Here is a 22,540-nt window from a genome sequence, read left to right as displayed (position 1 = left end):
GGGGTGACGACAGACCTCGGGCCGTTCGCCCCCACACGGCAGTGGATGCGGGACCATCCGCTGGCCACCGACGCCGTACTGGCGTTCGGGGCGCTCGTCGCCATGGTCGTCGCGTCCTTCGCCGACCCGCACGGGGAGTACGGGCCGACCTTCGGGACCCGCACCCCCGAGCCGTTCTCGCTGGTCCTCATGGTGCTCGGCGCGGCCACCCTGGTGCTGCGGCGCCGGCGGCCGCGCGCGGTGCTGGCCGTGGCCGTCGGGCTCTCGCTGCTGGAACTGACCACCGGGGAGCCGCGGGCGCCCGTCGCCATGTGCACGGTGATCGCCCTGTACACGGTGGCCTCCCGCACCGACCGGCCCACCACCTGGAAGCTCGGCCTGCTCACCATGGCCGGGCTGACGGGCGTGGCCATGCTGGCCGGGCCGCTGCCCTGGTACTCCCAGGAGAACCTCGGCATCTTCGCCTGGACCGGCATGGCCGCGGCCGCCGGGGACGCGGTGCGCAGCCGCCGGGCCTTCATCGACGCCATCCAGGAGCGGGCCGAGCGCGCCGAGCGGACCCGCGAGGAGGAGGCCCGGCGCCGGGTCGCCGAGGAGCGGCTGCGGATCGCCCGGGACCTGCACGACGTGGTGGCCCATCACATCGCCCTGGTCAACGTGCAGGCCGGGGTGGCCGCGCACGTCATGGACAAGCGCCCGGACCAGGCCAAGGAGGCCCTGGCACACGTACGGGACGCCAGCCGCTCGGCCCTGAACGAGCTGCGGGCGACCCTGGGCCTGCTGCGCCAGTCCGGCGACCCGGAGGCTCCGACCGAACCGGCGCCCGGTCTGGCCGTCCTCGACGATCTGGTGGGCACCTTCCGGCACGCCGGGCTCCCGGTGAAGGTGATGGTCCAGCTGGGCCCGGCAGCCGCGGTTCCGCTGCCGGCCGCCGTGGACCTGGCGGCGTACCGGGTGATCCAGGAGGCGCTGACCAACGTCCGCAAGCACGCGGGTCCGGGGGCCGGAGCCGAGGTCAGCGTGGTGCGGGTGGGCGGCTCGGTGGAGGTGACCGTGCTGGACGACGGCGGCTCCGCGGCCGACCCCTCGCCGGAACCCCGCGATCCCGGCGGCGGGCACGGCCTGCTCGGCATGCGCGAACGGGCCGTGGCCCTGGGCGGCTCCTGCTTCGCCGGGCCCCGCTTCGGGGGCGGCTACCGGGTGCACGCGATCCTGCCGGTGGGCTAGGCCGACGCCTCAGGCCCCGCCGGCGAGGTGCGGCGGGGCGTGTGGGCTGAATGCCTTGAGGGTCAGCCGGCGAGCTGGAGGCGGTGGTCGTTGACGAAGGTGCCGAAGCCGGTGGCGACCTTGTGGAAGTCCTTGAAGCCGTTCCCGGTCCCGACGCCGAGGGTCAGGCTGCCGTCCATCTCGACCGCGAGGACGTCGGCCTTGCCGTCACCGGTGATGTCACCGAAGCGGAGGCGGTCCATGGTGACGTAGTCGCCGTATCCGCTGGAAATCGTGTGGTAGTTGGAGAAGCCATCGCCATTGCTGACGGCGAGGGTGAGCGATCCGTTGTTCTCCAGGGCGATCAGGTCCGCCTTGCCGTCACCGGTGATATCGGCGAGCTTGAGCCGGCTGCCGGTCACGTACTCGCCGAAGCCAGAGGCCACCTTGTGGAAGTTGGTGAAGCCGTTGCCGGTACCCACCGCGAGGGTCAGCGATCCATCGCTCTCCACCGCCAGCAGGTCGGCCTTGCCGTCACCGGTGATGTCGGCGGCCTTGAGCCGGCTGTTGTTGACGTATTCGCCGTAACCGCTGGAAATGGTGTGGTAGTTGGTGAAACCACTCCCCGTGCCCTTGGCAAGGGTGATCGTCCCATTGGTTTCCAGACCGATCAGATCCGCCTTGCCATCACCGTCCGCGTCCACGTAGTTCAGCCGGTCGGCAGTCATGTGCAGACCGAAACCACTCGCGATCTTGTGATAGTTCGTGAACCCATTGCCCGTGCCATCGGCGGCGGTGATCGACCCGTCCGACTCCAGAGCCACCAGATCGGCCTTGCCGTCACCCGTCAGGTCACCGCCCGTCGAGTCGGTGATGTTGTCGTAGCGGCGGGGGCTGAAGGTGCCGTGACCGGCGAAGTACGGGTAGTCGACGGTGCGTGCGACGGCACCCCGGCCACCGGCCTCCTCCAGGCCGTGGTACTTGGTGCGTTCGGCGTTGGCCCACCCGTTGAAGATCACCACGTGGCCGTCGTTGCCCGGCGAGGGGTTCAGCAGGATGTCGCCCGGCTTCAGCTCCGACTTCGAGATCGAGGAGGAGAAGCTCGGCAGCGTGGGGGTGGTCTCGCCCCAGTTGTTGGACGCGGAGGTGGCGAGGTTCCAGGCCATCGAGACGAAGCCCGAGCAGTCCGTGCGGTAGCGCTGACCGAAGGACGTCAGGTAGGAGGTCTGGCTGTAGGGGACGCCGGCATCGGTCCACGTCTTGGCCCGGGCTATGACTTCGGCACGGCTGATCCGTCCGCCCACCGCGCTCGCGGCCAGCGTGTTCGCCTGGGGGGCCGCGGCCAGGCCGTTCTTCTTCGCCGCGGCGTCCAGCTCGGCCCGCGTGGCGTTGGTCGGGTTGGGCACCGTCGGGGTGAACGGCGTGATGCCGCTCAGGTCCGCGGCCGGCGCCGAGAGCGGGGCGACCGGGGTCGGCTCGGCGGCGCCCGCCGGGACGGTCACGCCGAGGACGACCGAGGCCAGCGAGGTGGCGAGCAGGGTGGCACGTACGACGGCCGTACGACGGGGTACGCGGGACATGAAGGCGTCTCCAAGTTGTGCGGGCAGGCCTGGGATGGCGACAGGGGGTCGGTGAACAACACTGCCGCGCGACAGGGGAGTTGAGGGACGAGCGGGCGCGGTGTCAGAAGGTGGGCACCACGGGCGCGTAGTCGTGGGCGGCCAGCGGTCCCCGTACCCGCAGGAAGAACTCGCGTACGCCGGTGAGAGCCGAGCTCTCGGAGGTGGCCCGCAGGAAGATCACGGCCTCCAGGCCGGTTCCCGTGGAGCGGATCGAGATGTGCTCGAACCGGTCCGACGGCCGGGCGTGCGCCCACAGCAGGTCACCGAGGAGTCCTGGGGGACGGTCCGCAACCCGCGCGGCGCCGTGCGGCCGGGAGTCGATGAGCAGTACGCGGACGATGTACATCCTGATCAGCCCGTCGGGTCAGGCCGGGAGCCGGGAGCAGGTGGCCCGGTTGCGGCGGCTCAGTGCCGGGGGGCCGGGGCGGATGCGTCACGGGCACCTGCGGAGTCCCATGCGAGACCTGCCACGTTCACGTGGTCCGGGTGCCCGGCCGGGTGCCCGGCCTGCTGCGCCAGTGCGCCGAAGCCGGCCACCGAAGCCACGAGTGCGAGACCTGCGGTGGCGATGAGACGGGCAGTCGTGGACATGGCGTTCCCCCTGGTCGGCGACAGCACTGTCGGCACTTTCGGCCGATGTGGATGGTTCGGAGCCCTTGCCCCGTTGGTGGGCGGTCGTTGCTTTCGCCGCCCTTGCGGTGAGCACCATCCTGTCCGGGCGCCCACACCCCCGGAAGCCCTTGCGGGTGGCACCAAGGTGGCTGGCCTCTTGGTGCCAGAGCCGTCCCGGCGCACCCGCACCCGGCGGGCCCCGGCCACCGGCCTTCGCGCTTGCGAGTTGATCTGGTCTTCGTCGAGGATGCGCAGGGGGTACACGATCCGTGTGAGCCAAGTGGGCGTTCCGTGACGGAGCCCAAGGTCCGGGGGGACTGCATGCTGGAAGCACTGGGGCTCGATCCGGAGGTCGAATCCGTCTACCGGGCGCTGCTGACCCGGTCCAACGCGGGCGTGGCCGAGCTGAGCGAACACCTCGCCCTGCCGGAGACGCGGGTGCGCGACGGCCTCGACCGGCTGCTCGACCTGGGGTTGCTGCAGCCGTCCCGCGAGGGCTCCGGGCTGCTGCGCGCCGTGAGCCCCGAGGTCGGGCTCCAGGTAATCGTGCGCCGTCAGGAGGCCGACCTCCTCAAGCGCCAGCAGGAACTGCTCCAGAGCAAGGAGGCGATGGCGCGCACGGTCGCCGAGTACGCCACGCTGCGGCCCAACACCAGCGTGGACGGCACCGAACGGCTGGTCGGCCTCGACGCCATCCAGAGCCGGCTGGAAGACCTCGGCAGAAGCCTCACCGGCGAGTGCCTGTCCATCATGCCGGGCGGCGCGCAGTCGCAGAGCAGCATGGATGCCTCGCGCCCCCTCGACAGCGACGCGATGAGCCGGGGCATCAAGCTCCTGTCGGTCTATCAGGACAGCGCGCGCAACGACCCCGCGACCCTCGCCTACGCCCGCTGGATGAGCGAGAACGGCGGCGAGGTGCGCAGCAGCCCCATGCTGCCGCCCCGGCTCGTGATCATCGACAGACGGACCGCGATCGTGCCCATCGACCCGGCCAACACCCGCCTGGGTGCGCTGTGCACCAGCGCACCGGGCGTCGTGGCCTCCCTGACCGCTCTCTTCGAACAGACCTGGGAAGCCGCCGTCCCGCTCGGTGCGGACCGGCCCCACCGGGCGCCGGACGGCAACGACGGCCTCACCCTGACCGAACGCGAACTCCTCAAACTGCTGGCCTCCGGTCTGACGGACGAGGCGGCGGGCAAGCGGCTGAACGTGTCACTGCGCACGGTGCGCAGGCAGATGGCTGCCCTGATGGAACGCCTGAACGCCACGAGCCGCTTCGAAGCGGGCCTCAAGGCGGCCCAGCGCGGCTGGCTTTGACCGTGCCCGACGGGCCTCCGCGGTCCTGTTGCAAAGGGACCGCCCAGGGCGTCCCTTTCGCCCTAGGCCGGGCAGGTCCGGCGCCAGACCCCGAGGTCGTACTTCTTCTCCAGCGAGCTGAGCTTCAGCTCCCGCGTGGCCTCGCAGAACCGGCTCGCCGGGAGCTCGTACTCCACGTGGAAGACCGCCTTGCCCGCCGCGATGAACGGGGTCAGCCGTCCGCATTCGTCGTACTGGGCGCACTGCTCGTTGACCGCGAAGTCGAAGTCCCCCACCAGCTCCGGGATCTGGTCCAGGTCGTTCTTCAGCCCGACCGACAGGCCCCGGTCGTGGGCGAGCCGCACGATGAGCCGGTTGTAGTTCAGCTGGTCGCCGGCGGTGAGCGGGAAGCCGGACGTGTTGCGGTAGGCGTCCATGTTGTCCGGCTCCACCGCGTCGAAGCCCTTGTCCCGGCACATGTCGAACCGCTTGGCGATCAGCGGTTCCAGTTCCGCGAGCCGCCGGATGTCGAGCCAGCGCTCGCCCTCCCAGCCGTTGCCCTCCCCGCGCATCGACGCCGGGAAGGCCCCGGCGTCGGGCCGGAAGTCCTCCCAGGCGCCGGTGGAGAGGTAGCAGATGGTCCGCCGGCCGGCCGCCTTCAGCTCGGCGACCTGCTCCTTGGTGGTGGTGAACCCGTCGATGTCGTAGACCGCCGCCTTCACCGAGGTGTCGAGCTTCCCGGTGAGCTGCCACTGCCAGCTGACCCCGGGGGCCGGCTGCCAGCGCTCCCCCGGCGCGGGGGCGGGCGAGAGGTCGTCGGGGCGGGCTTCCTCGTCCCCGTCCCCGTCCGGTCCGGAAGTGCAGGCCGCGAGCAGCAGGAGGGGTACGAGGAACAGCAGGCGGCGGCGGACGGACCGGCCGCAGGACGGGCGGGTGGACGAGTGGGTGGACGGGCGTCTCATCCGGCGGCCTCCAGGGCGTACGGCAGGGTCCCCCACGGGTGCGCGCCGGTCCCCGGGACCGCGCAGTGCACCCCCGCCCCCCGCTGCGCCGCCAGCCGCTCGGCGAGTTCGGCGGCCGGGGCGCCCGGCGGGACGGCGTAGACGAGGTGGCAGAACCGGTGGGCGGGGTGGTCCGCGGTCCACGGGGGAACGGCGGCCGCGTCCCGGTAGGCGTCCCAGGGTCCCTCGAAGGTGACGAGCAGGTCGGCGAGTTCGGCGTAGCCCGGGTGCGGGTGCACTCCGTGGTTGAGGACGACGGTACGGGCCCCGGCGGCCCGCGCCGCGACGCCGAGCCGCCGGTAGTGCGGCAGGAACTCCGGACCGGCCGCGGCCTGGTCCAGGAAGGTCCCGTCGGTGCCGTACCAGTCGCGGTGGCGCAGCAGGTCCTGCACCACGGCGGCGTGCGGGCGGCGCCCGTAGTCGGTGTCGACGTACCCCAGGACGGGCACCCCGGCCCCGCGGAGCCGTTCCGCGACGGCGGCGAACCGCTCGTCGGGGGCCTCGCCGGGCCCGCTGGCGGGGTTGAGCACCACGGAGTGCAGCCGGCCCGCGGCGCGGATGAGCCGCTCCCAGTACTCGGGGCGGTCTGCGGGGTGCTCGTAGAGGGGCACCAGGAGCATGAGGTCCTTCTTCTCGTACGGGGTCACGTGCGGCGGCGGTGACGCACGGCGGGGCGGCGCTTCAAGGGGGCGGCCCGGGCAGCGGGGGTCAGCGGTGTGCCGTCGCGCGGCCGAGCAGCAGGCAGACCAGCGCGCCCAGGGCGAGGGCCGCGGCTGCGGCGACGGCCAGTTGCACGGCGCGCGGCCGGCCGAGGTCCAGGAGCAGGGCCAGGCTCTGCGCGACGGCGGCCGAGGCGCAGACCACGGCGGCGGGCCGGACCGCCCCGAAGGACTGCAGGAGCAGCCCGGTCCACATCACGGCCCCGAGGAGCAGCAGGGTGGCAACGCGGACCCCGGTCAGGCCGGGCGCACCGGGCCAGAGCAGGGTTCCGGTGAGGCCGAGGGCCAGCAGCACCGCCAGGTAGGTGGCGAGACACCGGGCCAGGGTGGAGAGCATGCGCAGTCGGAACTGCCGGGGCGAGCGGGCCGCCCGCAGCCCGGCGAGGCTGCCGCTGCGGAACCGGTGGAGCAGCCATTCGGCGGGGCCCATGCTGAGGGTGAGCGCCACCGCCGAGGGGGCGGCGACCGCCTCGGCGGGGCCGCCGGCGAGCACCTCCCCCAGGGCCGCGTACAGCACGAGCAGACCGGTGCCCAGGCCGAACACCCCGTACGGGACGGAGTCCCCGAGCCGGGGCCCGCGCGGCGCGTACTCCTCCTCGGCGCCGCGCAGCATCTGCCAGCGCACCGGGCCCCGCTGGCCCGGCCGGTGCTCCGTCCAGCCTCGGACGCGGAGCGCGAGGGCCCGTAGGCCGTCGGCCAGCGGCAGTTCCCGTCCGGCCAGGACGCAGGCGGCCAGGAGGGAGGCCGTCAGCAGGAACACCCGGACCGGGATGGGAAGTTCCAGGAAGAGCGAGAGCAGCGCCCCGGCGGCCATCGGTGCGAGCGCGGCCAGCAGCAGCCGCTCCCGCCCGAGGACGAGCAGCACGGTGGCGGCCCCGACGTAGAGGGCCTGACCGGCGGCGAAGGCGTAGGAGAAGGGGGGCCCGCCGGGTACCGCGAGCGCGGCGGCGGTGCCCAGGAGGGCCCCCGCGGGAGCTCCGGCGAGCAGGGTCCGCCCGGCGGCGGCCCGGTCGCCGAGGCCCAGCCAGGAGTACGCCCGGTGGGACAGGGTCTGGTCCCAGACCCAGCCGATGAGCGCCCCGGCGAGCAGGGTGAGCGTCCCGGCGGGCAGCCCCAGCCGGTCCTGGGGCCCGTCCAGCAGGGGCGCGCCCAGCAGATAGGCGAGCCCGGGCAGGGCGAAGATCACCCCGCGCAGGAGGCAGGCGGTGAGGGGGACCTTCCAGGGGTCGGGGACCCGGTCGGGTTCCGGGAAGGAGCGCGGCACCCGGGCGTAGAGCTCCTCGGCGAGGCCGAAGGAGTCCTGGCGTCCGTAGGCGAGGCGGATGTGCTCGTCGGTCATGCCGTCGGATTCCAGGACGGCGGCGATCTCGTCGGGGTGGACGGCGGCGGCGATGAACACGTCGAGGCGCTCGGCGAGTTCGTCCATCGGGTCGGCGGCCGGTCCGACGAGATCGCCGCGCCCGTCGCGCCCGTCGCGCCCTTCGCGGCGCGGCCGGGGGATGCCGGGCAGGGCGTCGGCCGCGTCCGCGGCGGGCGCCGTACCGCGCCCGGCAGCCGCGGCGTGGCCGACCGGCACCCAGGTCCCGTCCGGGCCGGGCGGCTTGAGCCACAGGGATCCGCTCACCACATGCTCCCGTCGGCGGCGAGTTCCTTGTACCAGGGGTCGGCGAGGCGCTGGGTCCACTCGTCGCCCACGTGGACGGGCAGGACGGGCTGGCCGGCGAGCTCGCGGTAGATGTGGCGGAAGCCGTCCACGGACTGGTGGAGCGTGAACTTCTCCACCACCCGCTTGCGGGACATCCGGCCCAGTTCCGCGCGGCGTTCGTCGTCGCGGAGCAGGGCGAGGGTGGCGCGGGCCATGGTCTCGGGCTCGCGCGGCGGGACGACGAGACCGGTGTCGCCGACGGCCTCGCGGACCCCGCCCACGTCGGTGGAGACGGTGGTGCGGCCGCAGGACATGGCCTCGATGATGGAGAAGGGGAAGCCCTCGCTGATGGAGGAGAGCATCACGATGGAGCCGGCCGCGTAGGCCTGCGCGACCTGCTCGATGCGGCCCTCGTAGGAGATCCCGTCACTCACGCCCAGTTCGGCGGCGAGCTTCTCCAGCCGCAGCTTGTACTCCTCGCAGCCGGCCGGGACCGGGCCGAAGAGGCGCAGCCGCAGGGCGGGGAGCTCCTCGCGCATGAACGCGTAGGCGCGGATGAGGGTTTCGAGGTCCTTGATGGGGTCGATGCGTCCGCACCAGCTGAGGGTGGGGACCTCCGGTTCGGGACCGGCCTCGGGGAAGGCGTGCGGGTCGACGCCGTTGTAGACGGTGCGGATCCGCTCGGAGTCGGCGCCCCCGCGCTCCTCCCAGCGGCGGTTGTACTGGTTGCACGGGGTGATCAGGTCGGCCTGCCGGTAGCCCTCGGTGTTGAGCTCGCGGTAGAAGCCGAGCATGAGCGCCTTGACGGGCCAGCGCTGTTCGGCGCTGCGGTAGCCGAGGTAGCGCTCGCGCAGGTAGATGCCGTGCTCGGTGAGGAGGAAGGGCACGTCGTCGAGGTACTTGGCGGCGAGCGCCGGGAGGGTGGCCAGTCCGCTGCTCACCGCGTGGGCGACGCTGTCGGGCGGGATCCGCACGGACAGCGGGCGCAGCGCGTGTTCCAGCAGGTCGGTGGCGGTGAGCGCGTCGTGGATGGTGGGCTCGGCGTCGGCGGTGACCAGGCCGGGGCGGGTCCAGACGGTCATCAGCAGGCGCAGCACCGATTCGGAGCGCAGGGCCGCGGCGAGCCGCCCGGAGCGGGCGAGGCGGGCCAGTTCGCGCAGGGATTCGGAGAATCCGCCGCGGGCGGGGTCGAGCAGGGAGAGCAGGAAGGTCTCGTAGGTCTCGGCGAAACCGCGCCGGGCCTTGCCCCGCAGTCCGGAGCGGAGTCTGCGGGCCGGCGGGGCACCCCAGAGGGGAACGCTGGTGTGGCGGTAGACGTTGCGCGGCAACTCCCAGGTGACCGGCTCGCGTCCGGAGCCGGTCAGGGCTATGACGTTGAAGTCGACCTCCGGCATGCCGCGGACCAGTTGGTCGCACCATGTGCTGACGCCCCCGTGGACGTGCGGGTAGGTGCCTTCGGTGAGCATGGTGACATGGCGCCCATGGCTCATGCGGTGTGTCCCCCCAAGGACGGAAAAGGGGCCGGCGCCCGTGGTTCGCGGAGCGCCGGCGCTAGGTGGTACGCGTGGCTGTCTTGTACGTGCCCGCCCGGCTGGTCAGGGCAGGTGGAACGTCAGGGCGTGTTGAGCGTGACGGCGCTCTGCAGCAGTTCGGGAGCCGTCCAGGTGGAGCGGGATCCGGCGTAGGCGGTGCCGAAGTCCGCGGTGCCCAGCAGGAGCTGCTTCTTGGTGCCGGTGGGCACGGTGACCGGGGCCACGACTCCGGAGGGCGCCTTGACGGTGACGACCTTGCCGATGCGGTAGGCGGTGACCTGGTTGGCGGCCACGGCCGCGTTCCAGGCGGCGCGGCGCTGGAGCTCGACGCCGGTGTCCTTCATGCTCTGGTTCACGATCGGCGCGGAGGGCGCGTAGAGGGTGCGGTAGGTGTCGAGGACCTGGTTGAGCACCGGGTAAAGGGTGCGGTCCTCGGCGAGGTTGGACTGGTGGACGTAGTGCGGGCGCGGGTCGTTGTTCAGGACGTGCCGCATGGCGGTCCTGGCCTCGGCCGGGACGATGTAGTTCAGGTAGCCCGTGGTGGCGTCGAGCGGGGCCGGCAGGCAGGTGGAGGTGCCGGGGTTGTCCTCGCAGATGCCGCTGCCGCCGTCGGCCCGGCTGGTGTAGATCCAGTTGTACTCGTCGGCCATCTCGGCGTTGGTGCCCGTGTTGTAGTACACGTTCATCGGGTGCCGGGGGACGGTCAGCGCGGCGCCGACCGCCCGCTGTGCGGGCTCGCGGGAGTTGTCGCTGCCCGCCCACTTCACGCCGTTGTCGGCGAGCGCGCCGGCCAGGTTGGGGTTGTCCTGGGGCTGCTGCGGAAGCGTCTTGAGGCCGGAGTGCTCACCGGTGACCAGTTCGGTGCGGTCGGTGGTGATGCCCTTGGCGGCGGCCCAGTTGTTGTTGTCCCGGATCTGCGCCGAGATCTCGGCGCGGCTCATGTAGTTGATCGCGCCGGCGCTGTTCTTCGTGCAGGTCCACGGGACGGTGGTGGTGTCCTGGACGCAGCCGAGGAAGGGGTGGGTGTAGGTGTGGTTCATCCACCGGTACTTCGCCCGGTCGGCGACGAGCTGGGCGGTCAGGGCGTCGACCCCGCCGTGCTCCGCCTTCCACTCCTCACCGGCGCCGCCGTTGAAGAGCATGTCGAGCTTGAAGTTCTTGGACGTCTGCCACTGCGCCGCGTACACGGCGTCGGCGGCCGTCATCCGGATCGTGGACTCCTGGCCCTCGCCGCCGGCGCAGGCGTAGTCGCCCGGGGTGCAGTTGAGGTCCTTGTTCCAGCGGGCGTCCGGGGCGAAGACGTCGTCGACGTGGACCGCGAAGTAGTTGCGCTCCTGGCCCAGGTGGACGCCCTGGGTCATCCACTCGACGATGCCCCGGGCCAGCAGCCGGAACTGCTGCTGGTACTGGTTGTAGCCGAAGGTGACGACCAGTTCGCTGCGCCCGTCGTGGGTGTACTCGCCGACGAGCGAGGCCCGTCCGGAGCCGACCGGGGCGTCGAGGTAGCTGGTGTAGCCCGGCCGCGGCTTGGCCATGAACCCGTAGCTCTCGGGGATCAGCGGCGAGTTGTCCTCGAAGGCCACCTGCCCCCCGAGGTAGGCGAAGGGGCCCGCCTGGCCGGCGGCGGTGACGGCGGCCTGGGTGCCGTCGAGGGTGCCGCTGTAGCCGCCGTTGTCGGTGTACTCCAGGCCTACGCCCGGGTGCGCCCAGGTGTAGGCGTCGACCTGGCGGATCCCGTACGTCGTCTCGTACGCGGCGAGCGCCGCCATCTCGGCCGAGCCCGCCCCGAACGGGTTCTCGTTCGGCAGCACCACGCTCTGGAACTTGGCGCGCGGCCGCCCGTCGACCGTGTCGGCGAGGAACGCCGCGTTGACGACCGGACGGCTCCCGCTGCCCAGGTCGATGCGGGTGTACGGAACCCCCGTGTCGCGGAGTTCCGCCGTGATCGCCTCGACCGAGCTCCCGCCGTCGTCGACGACGAGGACCCGCAGGTCGACTCGCGGAGCGACCGCCGCCTGCGCGGCCGCTCCGGGTACCGCGACGGATGCTATGGCGGCCGCGAGGCAGACGGCGGCGAGCCTGTTCATCCGGTTCTTGTGGACCATTTCGGCCTTTCCCCCCGCAGATCCTCGACTTCGGCCTGTGGCGTTGGGCCAGACCGGGGAGGCTCTGTGGAAATGATGCAAAGGGACCCCGCGTCCCCTTGCGAGAGTGGTCCGAGTGTTTCGGACCTCGTCAGGTCTAAGAGGCAAACCTGGAGCAGAAGCCACAGATGGGTGAACCTGCCCGCCTCTTGATCGAACAACTTGCCAAACCTTCGAGTGACGTGCGGACGAGTGCGTGCGCGTAGGCTCATTTCCGGCGGCCATCGGGCCCGAATACGATCGCTACGGACGGCCGTCCACCCACTCGGCCCACACCACCAAAACGGAAGCGAGAATTCACCACCGTGACTGCTCTGACTCTCAGCACTGCCGGACCGGCGACGCTGCGCGCCGACGTCCTCGTCGTCGGCGTGGCGAAGGGCCCCAAGGGCCCCGTCGTCGCCGCGGGCGCCGAGGCCGTGGACAAGGCGTACGACGGCAAGCTCGCCGCCGTGCTCGACGCGCTCGGTGCCTCGGGCGCCGAAGGCGAGACCACCAAGCTGCCGGCCCCGGACGGCCTCAAGGTCCCGGTCGTACTGGCGGTCGGGCTGGGCGCCCTTCCCGACACGGACGAGTCCTACGACGAGGAGGCGCTGCGCCGCGCCGCCGGCGCCGCCGCCCGCGCACTGCACGGCACCAAGAAGGCCGCCTTCGCGCTCCCCCTGGACGACGCCTCCGCCGTCACGGCCGTGGCCGAGGGCGCCCTGCTGGGCGCGTACGCGTTCACCGCGTACCAGGGCGGCGAGAAGAAGGCCTCCAAGAACGGCGGACCGAAGCAGCCGCTCGCCGAGATCGCCCTGCTCGGCGCCAAGCCGCGCGACAAGGAGCACAAGGCCGCGGCCGAGCGCGCCACGATCGTCGCGACCGAGATCAACATCGCCCGTGACCTGGTCAACACCCCGCCGAACGACCTCACCCCCGAGGCCTTCGCAGCAGTCGCCGGCGCGGCCGCGAAGGAGAACGGCATCAAGGTCCAGGTCCTGGACGAGAAGGCCCTGATCAAGGGCGGCTACGGCGGCATCATGGGCGTCGGCAAGGGCTCCGAGAACCCGCCGCGCCTGGTGAAGCTCTCCTACACCCACCCCAAGGCGGAGAAGACCCTCGCCTACGTCGGCAAGGGCATCACCTACGACTCCGGCGGCATCTCCCTGAAGCCGGCCGGCCACAACGAGACGATGAAGTGCGACATGGCCGGCGCCGCCGCCGTCTTCGCCTCCGTCGTCGCGGCCGCCAAGCTCGGCCTCCAGGTCAACGTCACCGGCTGGCTCGCCCTCGCGGAGAACATGCCCTCCGGCTCGGCCACCAAGCCCGGCGACGTGCTGCGCATGTACAGCGGCAAGACCGTCGAGGTGCTCAACACGGACGCCGAGGGCCGCCTGGTCCTGGGCGACGCGCTGACCAAGGCCTCCGAGGAGAACCCGGACGCGATCGTCGACGTGGCGACCCTGACCGGCGCCATGGTGATGGCCCTGGGCGACCGCACCTTCGGCATCATGGCCAACGACGACGCCTTCCGCACCTCGATCCACGAGATCGCCGAGGAGGTCGGCGAGGCCTCCTGGCCGATGCCGCTCCCCGAGGACCTGCGCAAGTCCATGGACTCCCCCACCGCCGACATCGCCAACATGGGTGTCCGGATGGGCGGCGGCCTGGTGGCCGGCCTCTTCCTCCAGGAGTTCGTCGGCGAGGGCATCACCTGGGCCCACCTCGACATCGCGGGCCCCGCCTTCCACGAGGGCGCCCCGTACGGCTACACCCCCAAGGGCGGCACCGGATCGGCCGTACGCACCCTGGTGCGACTGGCCGAGCGCACCGCCACGGGCGACCTGGGCTGACGCCGAGGGCGTAGCCGGGCACCGGCATCCACGGGCCCCGGGCATGATCAGTTTTTCTGATCATGCCCGGGGCCTGTTCACTGACAACGAAATCCGTAGGTTTCTACGCTGCGGTAACCCCCGGTTCGGGCAGAACGACCTGCCCCAGGGCAGGCCCGGCGTCCCGCGTTCCGCCGACAAATGCGAAGATGGGTTCTCGGCAGGACAGGGCCCCCACCACAGGGCCGAAGAAAAAGCGGCCGTATACCAGCCGCCGCCCGGTCACAGAGGACCGGTGCTCGGCGCACATGCATGGAGGACGTGACGTGGCGAACGACGCCAGCACCGTTTTCGACCTAGTGATCCTCGGCGGCGGCAGTGGCGGTTACGCCGCGGCGCTGCGCGCATCCCAGCTGGGTCTGGACGTTGCCCTGATCGAGAAGAACAAGCTCGGCGGCACCTGCCTGCACAACGGCTGCATCCCCACGAAGGCTCTGCTGCACGCGGGTGAGATCGCGGACCAGGCTCGCGAGGCCGCCCAGTTCGGTGTCAAGGCCACCTTCGAGGGCATCGACATCGCGGGTGTGCACAAGTACAAGGACGACATCATCGCGGGCCTGTACAAGGGCCTGCAGGGTCTGGTCGCCTCCCGCAAGCTGACCTACATCGAGGGTGAGGGCCGCCTCTCCTCGCCGACGTCCGTCGACGTGAACGGCCAGCGCATCCAGGGCCGCCACGTGCTCCTGGCGACCGGCTCCGTGCCGCGCTCGCTGCCGGGCCTGAACATCGACGGCAACCGCATCATCTCCTCGGACCACGCGCTGGTCCTGGACCGCGTGCCGGAGTCCGCCATCGTCCTGGGCGGCGGCGTCATCGGCGTCGAGTTCGCCTCGGCGTGGAAGTCCTTCGGCACCGACGTCACCATCGTCGAGGGTCTCAAGCACCTCGTGCCGGTGGAGGACGAGAACAGCTCCAAGCTGCTGGAGCGCGCGTTCCGCAAGCGGGGCATCAAGTTCAACCTCGGCACCTTCTTCGACAAGGCCGAGTACACCGAGAACGGCGTACGCGTCACCCTGGCCGACGGCAAGACCTTCGAGGCGGAGGTGCTGCTGGTCGCGATCGGCCGCGGCCCCGTCTCCCAGGGCCTGGGCTACGAGGAGCAGGGCGTCGCGATGGACCGCGGCTACGTAGTGGTCGACGAGTACATGCAGACCAACGTGCCGACCATCTCGGCCGTCGGTGACCTCGCCCCGACCCTGCAGCTCGCGCACGTCGGCTTCGCCGAGGGCATCCTGGTCGCGGAGCGTCTGGCCGGCCTCAAGGCCGTCCCGATCGACTACGACGGCGTCCCGCGCGTCACGTACTGCCACCCCGAGGTCGCCTCCGTCGGCATCACCGAGGCCAAGGCCAAGGAGATCTACGGCGCGGACAAGGTCGTGGCCCTCAAGTACAACCTGGCGGGCAACGGCAAGAGCAAGATCCTGAAGACCGCGGGCGAGATCAAGCTCGTCCAGGTCAAGGACGGTGCCGTGGTCGGCGTCCACATGGTCGGTGACCGGATGGGCGAGCAGGTCGGCGAGGCCCAGCTGATCTACAACTGGGAAGCCCTGCCGGCCGAGGTCGCGCAGCTCATCCACGCGCACCCGACGCAGAACGAGGCGATGGGCGAGGCTCACCTGGCACTCGCCGGCAAGCCCCTGCACGCACACGACTAATCGTCACTGGGCGCGACGACCACTTCCGCACATTCGTTAGGAGCAACTGAAACCATGTCGGTTTCCGTAACCCTTCCGGCGCTCGGTGAGAGCGTCACTGAGGGCACTGTCACCCGTTGGCTGAAGGCCGAGGGCGAGCGCGTCGAGGCCGACGAGCCGCTGCTCGAGGTCTCGACCGACAAGGTCGACACCGAGATCCCGTCCCCCGTGTCGGGCATCCTGGCCTCCATCAAGGTCGCCGAGGACGAGACCGTCGAGGTCGGCGCCGAGCTGGCCGTCATCGACGACGGTTCGGGCGCGCCGGCCGCTGCCGCGGCTCCGGCCGCCGAGGCCCCCGCGGCCCCGGTCGCCGAGGCTCCGGCCGCTCCGGCCCCCGTCGCCGAGGCCCCCGCGGCCCCGGCCGCCGCCGCACCGGCCACGGCCGGTACCGATGTCGTGCTCCCCGCCCTGGGCGAGTCCGTCACCGAGGGCACCGTCACCCGCTGGCTGAAGCAGGTCGGCGAGTCGGTCGAGGCCGACGAGCCGCTGCTGGAGGTCTCGACCGACAAGGTCGACACCGAGATCCCCGCCCCGGTCGCCGGCGTCCTGCTGGAGATCCTGGTCGCCGAGGACGAGAACGCCGAGGTCGGCGCGCGTCTGGCCGTCATCGGCGCGGCGGGCGCGGCTCCCGCGGCCGCTCCGGCCGCCGCTGCTCCGGCTCCGGCCGCTGCCCCGGCTCCGGTCGCCGCTCCGGCTCCCGTGGCCGCCCCGGCTCCGGTCGCGGCCGCTCCGGCGCCCGTGGCCGCCCCCGTGGCCGCTCCGGCCCCGGTCGCCGCTCCGGCTCCGGTCGCCCCCGTGGCTCCGTCCGCCCCCGCCGCCCCGGTTTCCGCCGGCGACGAGGGTGCCTACGTGACCCCGCTGGTGCGCAAGCTCGCCACGGAGTCCGGCGTCGACCTGTCCGTGGTCTCGGGCACCGGTGTCGGTGGCCGCATCCGCAAGCAGGACGTCCTGGCCGCCGCCGAGGCCGCCAAGGCCGCCGCTGCCGCGCCGGCTGCTGCTGCCGCTCCGGCCGCGAAGGCTCCGGCCGCCGCGGTGTCCGAGCTGCGTGGCCAGACCGTCAAGATGACCCGCATGCGCAAGGTCATCGGCGACAACATGATGAAGGCCCTGCACTCGCAGGCGCAGCTCAGCTCCGTGGTCGAGGTGGACATCACCAAGATCATGAAGCTGCGCGAGAAGGCCAAGGCCGGCTTCCTCGCCCGCGAGGGCGTCAAGCTGTCCCCGATGCCGTTCTTCGTCAAGGCCGCGGCCCAGGCGCTGAAGGCCCACGCGGTCGTCAACGCCCGGATCAACGAGGACGAGGGCACGATCACCTACTTCGACTCGGAGAACATCGGCATCGCCGTGGACTCCGAGAAGGGCCTGATGACCCCGGTCATCAAGGGTGCCGGTGACCTCAACCTGGCGGGCATCTCCAAGGCGACCGCCGACCTGGCCTCCAAGGTCCGCGGCAACAAGATCACGCCGGACGAGCTGTCGGGCGCGACCTTCACCATCAGCAACACCGGCTCGCGCGGTGCGCTGTTCGACACGGTCATCGTGCCCCCGAACCAGGTCGCCATCCTGGGCATCGGCGCGACGGTCAAGCGCCCGGTGGTCATCGAGACCGCCGAGGGCACGAACATCGGCATCCGCGACATGACGTACCTGACCCTGTCCTACGACCACCGCCTGGTGGACGGCGCGGACGCGGCCCGGTACCTCTCGGCCGTCAAGGGCATCCTCGAGGCCGGCGAGTTCGAGGTCGAGCTCGGCCTGTAAGGCTCTTCGCGGCAGCGGTTCACGACTGCCGCGCACGGCGCCCCCGCCCGGGATGCACGTCCCGGGCGGGGGCGCCGTCGTCGTACCCTGGCCCCCTCGGTCGGCGGCTGTAACCAGCCTCACGCTGCGCCTCTGACCAGGAACGCATCGCGACGAGCGGAGCCGCCGTATTGTCTACGCATCAAGGCCCCGCATACCCCTGCACACCCCCCAGGAGATGAAGCCCCGATGATCACCCCACCCGTCGTGCACTCGCTGCGCGAGCAGATCCGCGAGCACATCGTGGAGGGGATCGTCAGCGGGCGCTGGAAGCCCGGTGAGCGGATCGTGGAGCGCCGGATCGCGGTGGAGCTGGAGGTCAGCCAGACGCCCGTGCGCGAGGCCCTGCGCGAGCTGGAGACGCTGCGCCTGATCGAGTCGGCGCCGAACAAGGGCGTGCGCGTACGGAACCTGTCGGCGGCGGACCTGGAGGAGATCTATCCGGTCCGGGCGGGCCTGGAGCAGATCGCGGCCGAGCTGGCCGCGCCCCGGCTGGCGGCCGACTGCTCGGCCCTGGAGCCGCACGTGGCGGGCCTGTGGGACGCCGACCGCAGCGCGGACGGCACGGCCCAGGTGCGGCACACCGTGGGCTTCCACCGGGAGATGGTGCGGGCCGCCGGGAACAGCGTGCTGCTGCACACCTGGGAATCCCTGGGCATCGAGGTCTTCACGGCCCTGTCCATCCGGTGGCTGGGAACCGTCCAAAAGTCCTACGCCGAAGAGCACGAGGCCCTGGTGGACGCCTTCCGCAATCAGGACCCGGACATCGGTCTGCTCGTGAAGCGGCACGTTCTGGGCTGCGCGCCGCGGGCTTGATCTCGCCCTTCGAGACCCGCCGGGCCGCCCGTCTCGTCCCGATTTGCCCGGCACTGGGTGCCTATTTTCATGGCACCCGGTGCCGACTTTTGTCAGATTGACGTTTCTTCGTCACTTTCATTTGATCGATCATCGATCAGCGCCTTACAGTCATCCGCGGACCCCACCCGGGTCCAACGACCCTGTCCTGCCCGTCAGGGATTTCTTCACCACCTCTCCTTTGTCCGGAAGGCGGCGCACACCGATGTCCGACCCCGTAGGAAAGCTTCCGAGCGAGCTCGACCAGCTCCCGGACCGCGACACCGAGGAGACCGCCGAATGGGCGGCCTCGCTCGACGCCGTCGCCAAGGCCGCCGGTACGCGCCGCGCCGAATACCTGCTCCGTCGCACCCTTCAGCACGCCGAGGCCGCCGGCCTCGCGCTGCCGAAGCTCCTTGAGACGGACTACGTCAACACCATCCCCACCGCCGCGGAGCCGGAGTTCCCCGGCGACGAGGCGATGGAAGCCAAGATCACCGCGTGGAACCGCTGGAACGCGGCCGCCATGGTGACCCGCGGCTCCAAGTACGGCGTCGGCGGCCACATCGCCACCTTCGCCTCCGCCGCGTGGCTGTACGAGACCGGCTTCCAGCACTTCTTCCGCGGGAAGGAGGCCGACGGATCGGGCGACCAGCTCTACATCCAGGGCCACGCCTCCCCCGGCATCTACGCCCGTGCCTTCCTCGACGGCCGGATCTCCGAGCAGCAGCTCGACAAGTTCCGCCAGGAAGCCGGCGGCAACGGTCTCCCGTCCTACCCGCACCCGCGGCGCCTGCCGTGGCTGTGGGAGTTCCCGACGGTCTCCATGGGCCTCGGCCCGCTCTCCGCGATCTACCAGGCGCGCTTCAACCGCTACCTGCAGAACCGGAGCATCAAGGACACCGCCAACTCGCACGTCTGGGCCTTCCTGGGCGACGGCGAGATGGACGAGCCCGAGTCGACCGCCGCCCTGGCCCTGGCCTCGCGCGAGCAGCTCGACAACCTGACCTTCGTCATCAACTGCAACCTGCAGCGCCTCGACGGTCCGGTCCGCGCGAACTTCCGCGTGGTGCAGGAGCTGGAAGCCCAGTTCCGCGGCGCCGGCTGGAACGTCATCAAGTCGCTGTGGGGCTCCGCCTGGGACGAGCTGTTCCAGCTCGACACCACGGGCGCCCTGGTACGCCGCCTGCGCGAGGTACCCGACGCGCAGTTCCAGACGTACGCGACCCGCGACGTGGCCTACATCCGCCAGCACTTCTTCGGCGCCAACGCCGAGCTCGTGCAGCTGGCCGGTGTGCTCTCCGACGCGAAGATCGCCGAGTGCTTCCACACCTCCCGCGGCGGCCACGAGCCCCGCAAGGTCTACGCCGCGTACAAGGCCGCCCTGGAGCACAAGGGTGCTCCGACGGTCATCCTCGCGCAGACCGTCAAGGGCTACACGCTGGGCGCCGGGTTCGAGTCGAAGAACGCGAACCACCAGATGAAGAAGCTGACGATCGACGAGTTCAAGGACATGCGTGACCTCCTTGGCCTCCCGATCCCGGACAGCGCCTTCGCCGACGGCCAGGTCCCGTACGGCCACCCGGGCGCGAACAGCCCCGAGGTCCAGTACCTGAACGAGCGCCGCGCGGCGCTCGGCGGCCCGGCCCCGGCCCGCAAGGTCAAGCACGTGGCCCTGCCGGCTCCGGCGGACCGTTCCTTCGCCCCGCTGCTCAAGGGCTCCGGCAAGCAGGAGATGGCCACCACCATGGCCTTCGTCCGGCTCGTCAAGGACCTGATGCGGGACAAGGAGACCGGCAAGCGCTGGGTGCCGATCGTCCCCGACGAGGCCCGCACCTTCGGTATGGAGTCCCTCTTCCCGTCGGCCGGCATCTACTCGCCGCTGGGCCAGACGTACGAGCCGGTCGACCGCGACCAGCTCATGTACTACAAGGAAGCCAAGGACGGCCAGATCCTCAACGAGGGGATCACCGAGGCCGGCGCCATGGCCGACTTCATCGCCGCCTGTACGTCGTACGCGACGCACGGCGAGCCGATGATCCCGTTCTACATCTTCTACTCGATGTTCGGCTGGCAGCGCACCGCCGACCAGATGTGGCAGCTCGCCGACCAGCTCGGCAAGGGCTTCATCGTCGGCGCCACCGCCGGCCGCACCACCCTGACGGGTGAGGGCCTGCAGCACGCGGACGGCCACTCGCACCTGATCGCGTCCACGAACCCGGCGTCGCTCAACTACGACCCGGCCTTCGCGTACGAGATCGCGGTGATCGTCAAGGACGGTCTGCGCCGGATGTACGGCGAGAAGCCGGAAGACGTCTTCTACTACCTGACGGTCTACAACGAGCCGAAGCCGCAGCCCGCCATGCCGGAAGGCGTGGAAGAGGGCATCCTGCGCGGTCTCTACCGCTTCAACACGGCGGCGGACCTCGCGGAGGCGACCCCGGCCGCAGACGCCCCGAAGATCCAGCTGATGGCCTCCGGTACGGCCATCCACTGGGCGCTGGACGCGCAGAAGCTGCTCGCCGCCGACTGGAACGTGGCCGCCGACGTCTGGTCCGCCACCTCCTGGGGCGAGCTGCGCCGCGACGCGCTGGAGTGCGACGAGGCGCTGCTGCGCGGGGAGATGCGCACCCCGTTCGTCACCCGCGCCCTGGAGGGCGTCACCAGCCCGGTGCTCGCCGTCTCCGACTGGATGCGTCAGGTCCCGGACCAGATCAGCCAGTGGGTCGAGCAGGACTACACCTCGCTGGGCACGGACGGCTTCGGCCTCTCCGACACCCGCGAGGGCGCCCGCCGCCACTTCGGTGTCGACGCCCAGTCGATCGTGGTGGCCGCGCTGGCCCAGCTCGCCCGCCGCGGCGAGGTCCCGGCGTCCTCCATCAAGGAGGCCCGGGAGCGCTACGGCCTGTAGGCCCCGCGTTCTTCGGCGACCGTGAGGCGGTCCGCTCCTTCGGGGGCGGGCCGCCTCACGGCGTTGCGGCTTCCGGGGACTTCCCCGGCCCCTACGTGCATCCGTACGTCCTCGCCGGCCCCGGCCTCGCCCGTGCCGCCGGCGCCCAGACGCTCCTCCAGCCGGTACCGGCCTTCGAGTAGTTCTCCCCGCATACCCCTGCCCCCACCCCGACGGCTGCGCGATCCGGCTCCCGGTCCGAGGATGCGGCCGTGCGGGGGCGTGCACCGGCCTTTCGCGGCATGCGCGGTGGCGGCGAGGGGGTGGACCCGTGATGCTGGAGCGGTGATGGACGAGACTGAGTTCTGGGAGATGGTCGACCGTACCCGCGAGGCCGCCGAGGGCGACCCCGAGGAACACGCCGAGCTGCTCGTGGAGCGGCTGGCTCAGCTCGACCCGGACTCCGTCCTGGACTTCGCGCGGCACTTCGAGTCGCGGTACAACCGGGCGTACACCTGGGACCTGTGGGGCGCGGCGTGGGTGCTGCTCGACGGGGCCAGCGACGACGCGTTCGACTACTTCCGGTGCTGGCTGATCGGCCAGGGCCGGGAGGTCTTCGAGGGCGGGGTGCACGATCCGGACCAGCTCGCGGAGCTCCTCGACGAGTTCGACGAGGAGATCGACGGGGACGGCGAGGAGCTGGGGTACGCGGCGGACGAGGCGTACGAGCAGCTGACCGGGTCGGTGGCGCCGGATCTGGGGATCCCGCTGCAGGCGGCGGAGCCGGAGGGCGCTGCGCTGGACTTCGAGAACGAAGCCGTGCTCGCGGAGCGCTTCCCCCGGCTGTGGGACCGCTTCAGGGGCTGAGGCCCCCGCCGTCGCGTCAGTAGTGCGTGCCGCCGTCGATACGGATCTCCGTGCCGGTGATGAAGGCGCCGTCCTCGGAGCCCAGCATGGCGACGACGCCGGCGACCGTCTGCGGGCCGGCGAAGCCCTGGCCGAGGGCCGGGGCGAGCTTGGCGAACAGGCTCCAGTCGGTGTCCTCGGGCAGGCCGGGGCCGGTGCCGGTGGTCATGCCGCTCTCGATGGAGCCCGGCGCGACGGCGACGAAGCGCAGCCCCTGCTTGCTGTACTCGGCGGCGAGCGCGTGGGTCATGGACTGGATGCCGCCCTTGCTGGCCGCGTAGGCGGACATGTACGGGTGCGCGAAGGACGCCGACGTGGAGCTGAAGTTGACGACGACCGGCTGGTCGCCCGCCAGCAGCGCCGGGAGCGACTCGCGGATGACCAGGAACGTACCGGTCAGGTTCACCGCGATGATCTTGTTCCAGAATTCGAGCGTGGTCTGGTGGGTGTGCGCGGAGCGCAGGATGCCCGCGGCGTTGACCAGTACGTCGATTCCGGTGAGGGCGTCGACCGCGGCGGCCACGCCCGTCTTGACGGCCGCCTCGTCGGATATGTCGAGGACCGCGGTGGTGAGGCGGTCCGCGTGACCGTCTGCGGCGGCCTGGTCGGCGGTGGCCTTGAGACCGGCTTCGTTGACGTCCACGGTGTGGACGCGGCCGCCCTCGGAGAGGATGCGGTGGACGGTGGCCTGGCCGATGCCGGAGCCGCCGCCGGTGATGAGGACGCGACGTCCTTCGTAACGGTTCATGGGGGGAGCGTACTCCC

18 protein-coding genes are annotated in these 22,540 nt (G+C 71.4%); 8 read left to right on the top strand and 10 right to left on the bottom strand.

Annotated features, from left to right (window positions below; translation table 11 throughout):
• Window positions 1-3: 3 nt before the first annotated feature.
• Window positions 4-1,227, top strand: a complete 1,224-nt coding sequence (locus OHA37_RS28180; RefSeq protein ID WP_443046225.1) for a sensor histidine kinase — start codon at window positions 4-6, stop codon at window positions 1,225-1,227.
• A 62-nt stretch (window positions 1,228-1,289) separates the two neighbouring features.
• On the opposite strand, the gene OHA37_RS28175 is transcribed toward OHA37_RS28180, so the two are convergent.
• The 3 genes from OHA37_RS28175 to OHA37_RS28165 all read right to left on the bottom strand — a co-directional run bounded on the left by OHA37_RS28175 (window position 1,290) and on the right by OHA37_RS28165 (window position 3,419).
• Complete coding sequence (locus OHA37_RS28175; protein ID WP_266909363.1) at window positions 1,290-2,786, bottom strand: C40 family peptidase; 1,497 nt, start codon at window positions 2,784-2,786, stop codon at window positions 1,290-1,292.
• Window positions 2,787-2,889: 103 nt separating this feature from the next.
• Window positions 2,890-3,174 (bottom strand): hypothetical protein, encoded by a 285-nt coding sequence (locus tag OHA37_RS28170; protein ID WP_266909362.1) that lies wholly within the window; start codon window positions 3,172-3,174, stop codon window positions 2,890-2,892.
• Between the two features lie 59 nt (window positions 3,175-3,233).
• A complete protein-coding gene (locus tag OHA37_RS28165; RefSeq protein WP_266909361.1) occupies window positions 3,234-3,419 on the bottom strand; it encodes a hypothetical protein in 186 nt (61 codons plus the stop codon).
• 342 nt (window positions 3,420-3,761) lie between these two features.
• Between OHA37_RS28165 and OHA37_RS28160 the strand changes: the two genes are divergently transcribed.
• Window positions 3,762-4,757 (top strand): helix-turn-helix domain-containing protein, encoded by a 996-nt coding sequence (locus tag OHA37_RS28160; protein ID WP_266913146.1) that lies wholly within the window; start codon window positions 3,762-3,764, stop codon window positions 4,755-4,757.
• 62 nt (window positions 4,758-4,819) lie between these two features.
• On the opposite strand, the gene OHA37_RS28155 is transcribed toward OHA37_RS28160, so the two are convergent.
• From OHA37_RS28155 to OHA37_RS28135, 5 genes are all read right to left on the bottom strand, one after another.
• Complete coding sequence (locus tag OHA37_RS28155) at window positions 4,820-5,698, bottom strand: endo alpha-1,4 polygalactosaminidase (RefSeq protein WP_266909360.1); 879 nt, start codon at window positions 5,696-5,698, stop codon at window positions 4,820-4,822.
• On the bottom strand, window positions 5,695-6,357 hold the full coding sequence (locus OHA37_RS28150; protein WP_266913145.1) for a spherulation-specific family 4 protein: 663 nt from the start codon (window positions 6,355-6,357) through the stop codon (window positions 5,695-5,697). Before OHA37_RS28150 ends, OHA37_RS28155 begins: the two co-directional genes overlap by 4 nt.
• Before the next feature lie 88 nt (window positions 6,358-6,445).
• On the bottom strand, window positions 6,446-8,080 hold the full coding sequence (locus OHA37_RS28145) for a hypothetical protein (protein ID WP_266909359.1): 1,635 nt from the start codon (window positions 8,078-8,080) through the stop codon (window positions 6,446-6,448).
• A complete protein-coding gene (gene pelF, locus OHA37_RS28140) occupies window positions 8,077-9,591 on the bottom strand; it encodes a GT4 family glycosyltransferase PelF (RefSeq protein WP_266909358.1) in 1,515 nt (504 codons plus the stop codon). Before pelF ends, OHA37_RS28145 begins: the two co-directional genes overlap by 4 nt.
• 122 nt (window positions 9,592-9,713) lie before the next feature.
• Window positions 9,714-11,738 (bottom strand): hypothetical protein, encoded by a 2,025-nt coding sequence (locus OHA37_RS28135; protein WP_266909357.1) that lies wholly within the window; start codon window positions 11,736-11,738, stop codon window positions 9,714-9,716.
• A 344-nt stretch (window positions 11,739-12,082) separates the two neighbouring features.
• Here OHA37_RS28135 and OHA37_RS28130 point away from each other — a divergent pair, with 344 nt between their 5' ends.
• From OHA37_RS28130 to aceE, 5 genes are all read left to right on the top strand, one after another.
• A complete protein-coding gene (locus tag OHA37_RS28130; protein ID WP_266909356.1) occupies window positions 12,083-13,612 on the top strand; it encodes a leucyl aminopeptidase in 1,530 nt (509 codons plus the stop codon).
• A 305-nt stretch (window positions 13,613-13,917) separates the two neighbouring features.
• A complete protein-coding gene (gene lpdA / locus OHA37_RS28125) occupies window positions 13,918-15,306 on the top strand; it encodes a dihydrolipoyl dehydrogenase (RefSeq protein WP_250742547.1) in 1,389 nt (462 codons plus the stop codon).
• 54 nt (window positions 15,307-15,360) lie between these two features.
• Window positions 15,361-17,106, top strand: coding sequence for a 2-oxoglutarate dehydrogenase, E2 component, dihydrolipoamide succinyltransferase (sucB, locus tag OHA37_RS28120; protein WP_266909355.1), 1,746 nt, complete (start codon window positions 15,361-15,363; stop codon window positions 17,104-17,106).
• 231 nt (window positions 17,107-17,337) lie between these two features.
• Entirely contained in the window at window positions 17,338-17,961 is a 624-nt protein-coding gene (locus tag OHA37_RS28115; RefSeq protein WP_266913143.1) for a GntR family transcriptional regulator, read from the top strand.
• 244 nt (window positions 17,962-18,205) lie between these two features.
• Complete coding sequence (gene aceE, locus OHA37_RS28110) at window positions 18,206-20,890, top strand: pyruvate dehydrogenase (acetyl-transferring), homodimeric type (protein ID WP_266909354.1); 2,685 nt, start codon at window positions 18,206-18,208, stop codon at window positions 20,888-20,890.
• Here aceE and OHA37_RS28105 read toward each other — a convergent pair.
• The gene (locus OHA37_RS28105; protein ID WP_266909353.1) at window positions 20,878-21,084 is read right to left on the bottom strand and encodes a hypothetical protein; all 207 of its coding nucleotides are present in this window, start codon (window positions 21,082-21,084) and stop codon (window positions 20,878-20,880) included. The genes aceE and OHA37_RS28105 overlap by 13 nt on opposite strands.
• 133 nt (window positions 21,085-21,217) lie before the next feature.
• On the opposite strand from OHA37_RS28105, the gene OHA37_RS28100 reads away from it, so the two are divergent.
• Window positions 21,218-21,736 (top strand): DUF4240 domain-containing protein, encoded by a 519-nt coding sequence (locus OHA37_RS28100; RefSeq protein WP_243330439.1) that lies wholly within the window; start codon window positions 21,218-21,220, stop codon window positions 21,734-21,736.
• Between the two features lie 16 nt (window positions 21,737-21,752).
• Here OHA37_RS28100 and OHA37_RS28095 read toward each other — a convergent pair whose 3' ends face one another.
• The gene (locus tag OHA37_RS28095; protein ID WP_266909352.1) at window positions 21,753-22,523 is read right to left on the bottom strand and encodes an SDR family NAD(P)-dependent oxidoreductase; all 771 of its coding nucleotides are present in this window, start codon (window positions 22,521-22,523) and stop codon (window positions 21,753-21,755) included.
• Between the last annotated feature and the right edge of the window lie 17 nt (window positions 22,524-22,540).

It is taken from the genome of Streptomyces sp. NBC_00335, assembly GCF_036127095.1.
In the GTDB taxonomy this organism is placed as follows: domain Bacteria; phylum Actinomycetota; class Actinomycetes; order Streptomycetales; family Streptomycetaceae; genus Streptomyces.
Note: the sequence above shows the minus strand (reverse complement) of the source record. Positions and strands in the feature narration are given on the sequence as shown.

Coding starts and splice junctions, on each gene's coding strand:
- OHA37_RS28175 (WP_266909363.1), bottom strand. CDS start 2,786: ATGTCCCGCGTACCCCGTCGTACGGCCGTCGTACGTGCCACCCTGCTC.
- aceE (WP_266909354.1), top strand. CDS start 18,206: ATGTCCGACCCCGTAGGAAAGCTTCCGAGCGAGCTCGACCAGCTCCCG.
- pelF (WP_266909358.1), bottom strand. CDS start 9,591: ATGAGCCATGGGCGCCATGTCACCATGCTCACCGAAGGCACCTACCCG.
- OHA37_RS28160 (WP_266913146.1), top strand. CDS start 3,762: ATGCTGGAAGCACTGGGGCTCGATCCGGAGGTCGAATCCGTCTACCGG.
- OHA37_RS28170 (WP_266909362.1), bottom strand. CDS start 3,174: ATGTACATCGTCCGCGTACTGCTCATCGACTCCCGGCCGCACGGCGCC.
- OHA37_RS28165 (WP_266909361.1), bottom strand. CDS start 3,419: ATGTCCACGACTGCCCGTCTCATCGCCACCGCAGGTCTCGCACTCGTG.
- sucB (WP_266909355.1), top strand. CDS start 15,361: ATGTCGGTTTCCGTAACCCTTCCGGCGCTCGGTGAGAGCGTCACTGAG.
- OHA37_RS28135 (WP_266909357.1), bottom strand. CDS start 11,738: ATGGTCCACAAGAACCGGATGAACAGGCTCGCCGCCGTCTGCCTCGCG.
- OHA37_RS28150 (WP_266913145.1), bottom strand. CDS start 6,357: ATGCTCCTGGTGCCCCTCTACGAGCACCCCGCAGACCGCCCCGAGTAC.
- OHA37_RS28105 (WP_266909353.1), bottom strand. CDS start 21,084: ATGCGGGGAGAACTACTCGAAGGCCGGTACCGGCTGGAGGAGCGTCTG.
- OHA37_RS28095 (WP_266909352.1), bottom strand. CDS start 22,523: ATGAACCGTTACGAAGGACGTCGCGTCCTCATCACCGGCGGCGGCTCC.
- OHA37_RS28100 (WP_243330439.1), top strand. CDS start 21,218: ATGGACGAGACTGAGTTCTGGGAGATGGTCGACCGTACCCGCGAGGCC.
- OHA37_RS28155 (WP_266909360.1), bottom strand. CDS start 5,698: ATGAGACGCCCGTCCACCCACTCGTCCACCCGCCCGTCCTGCGGCCGG.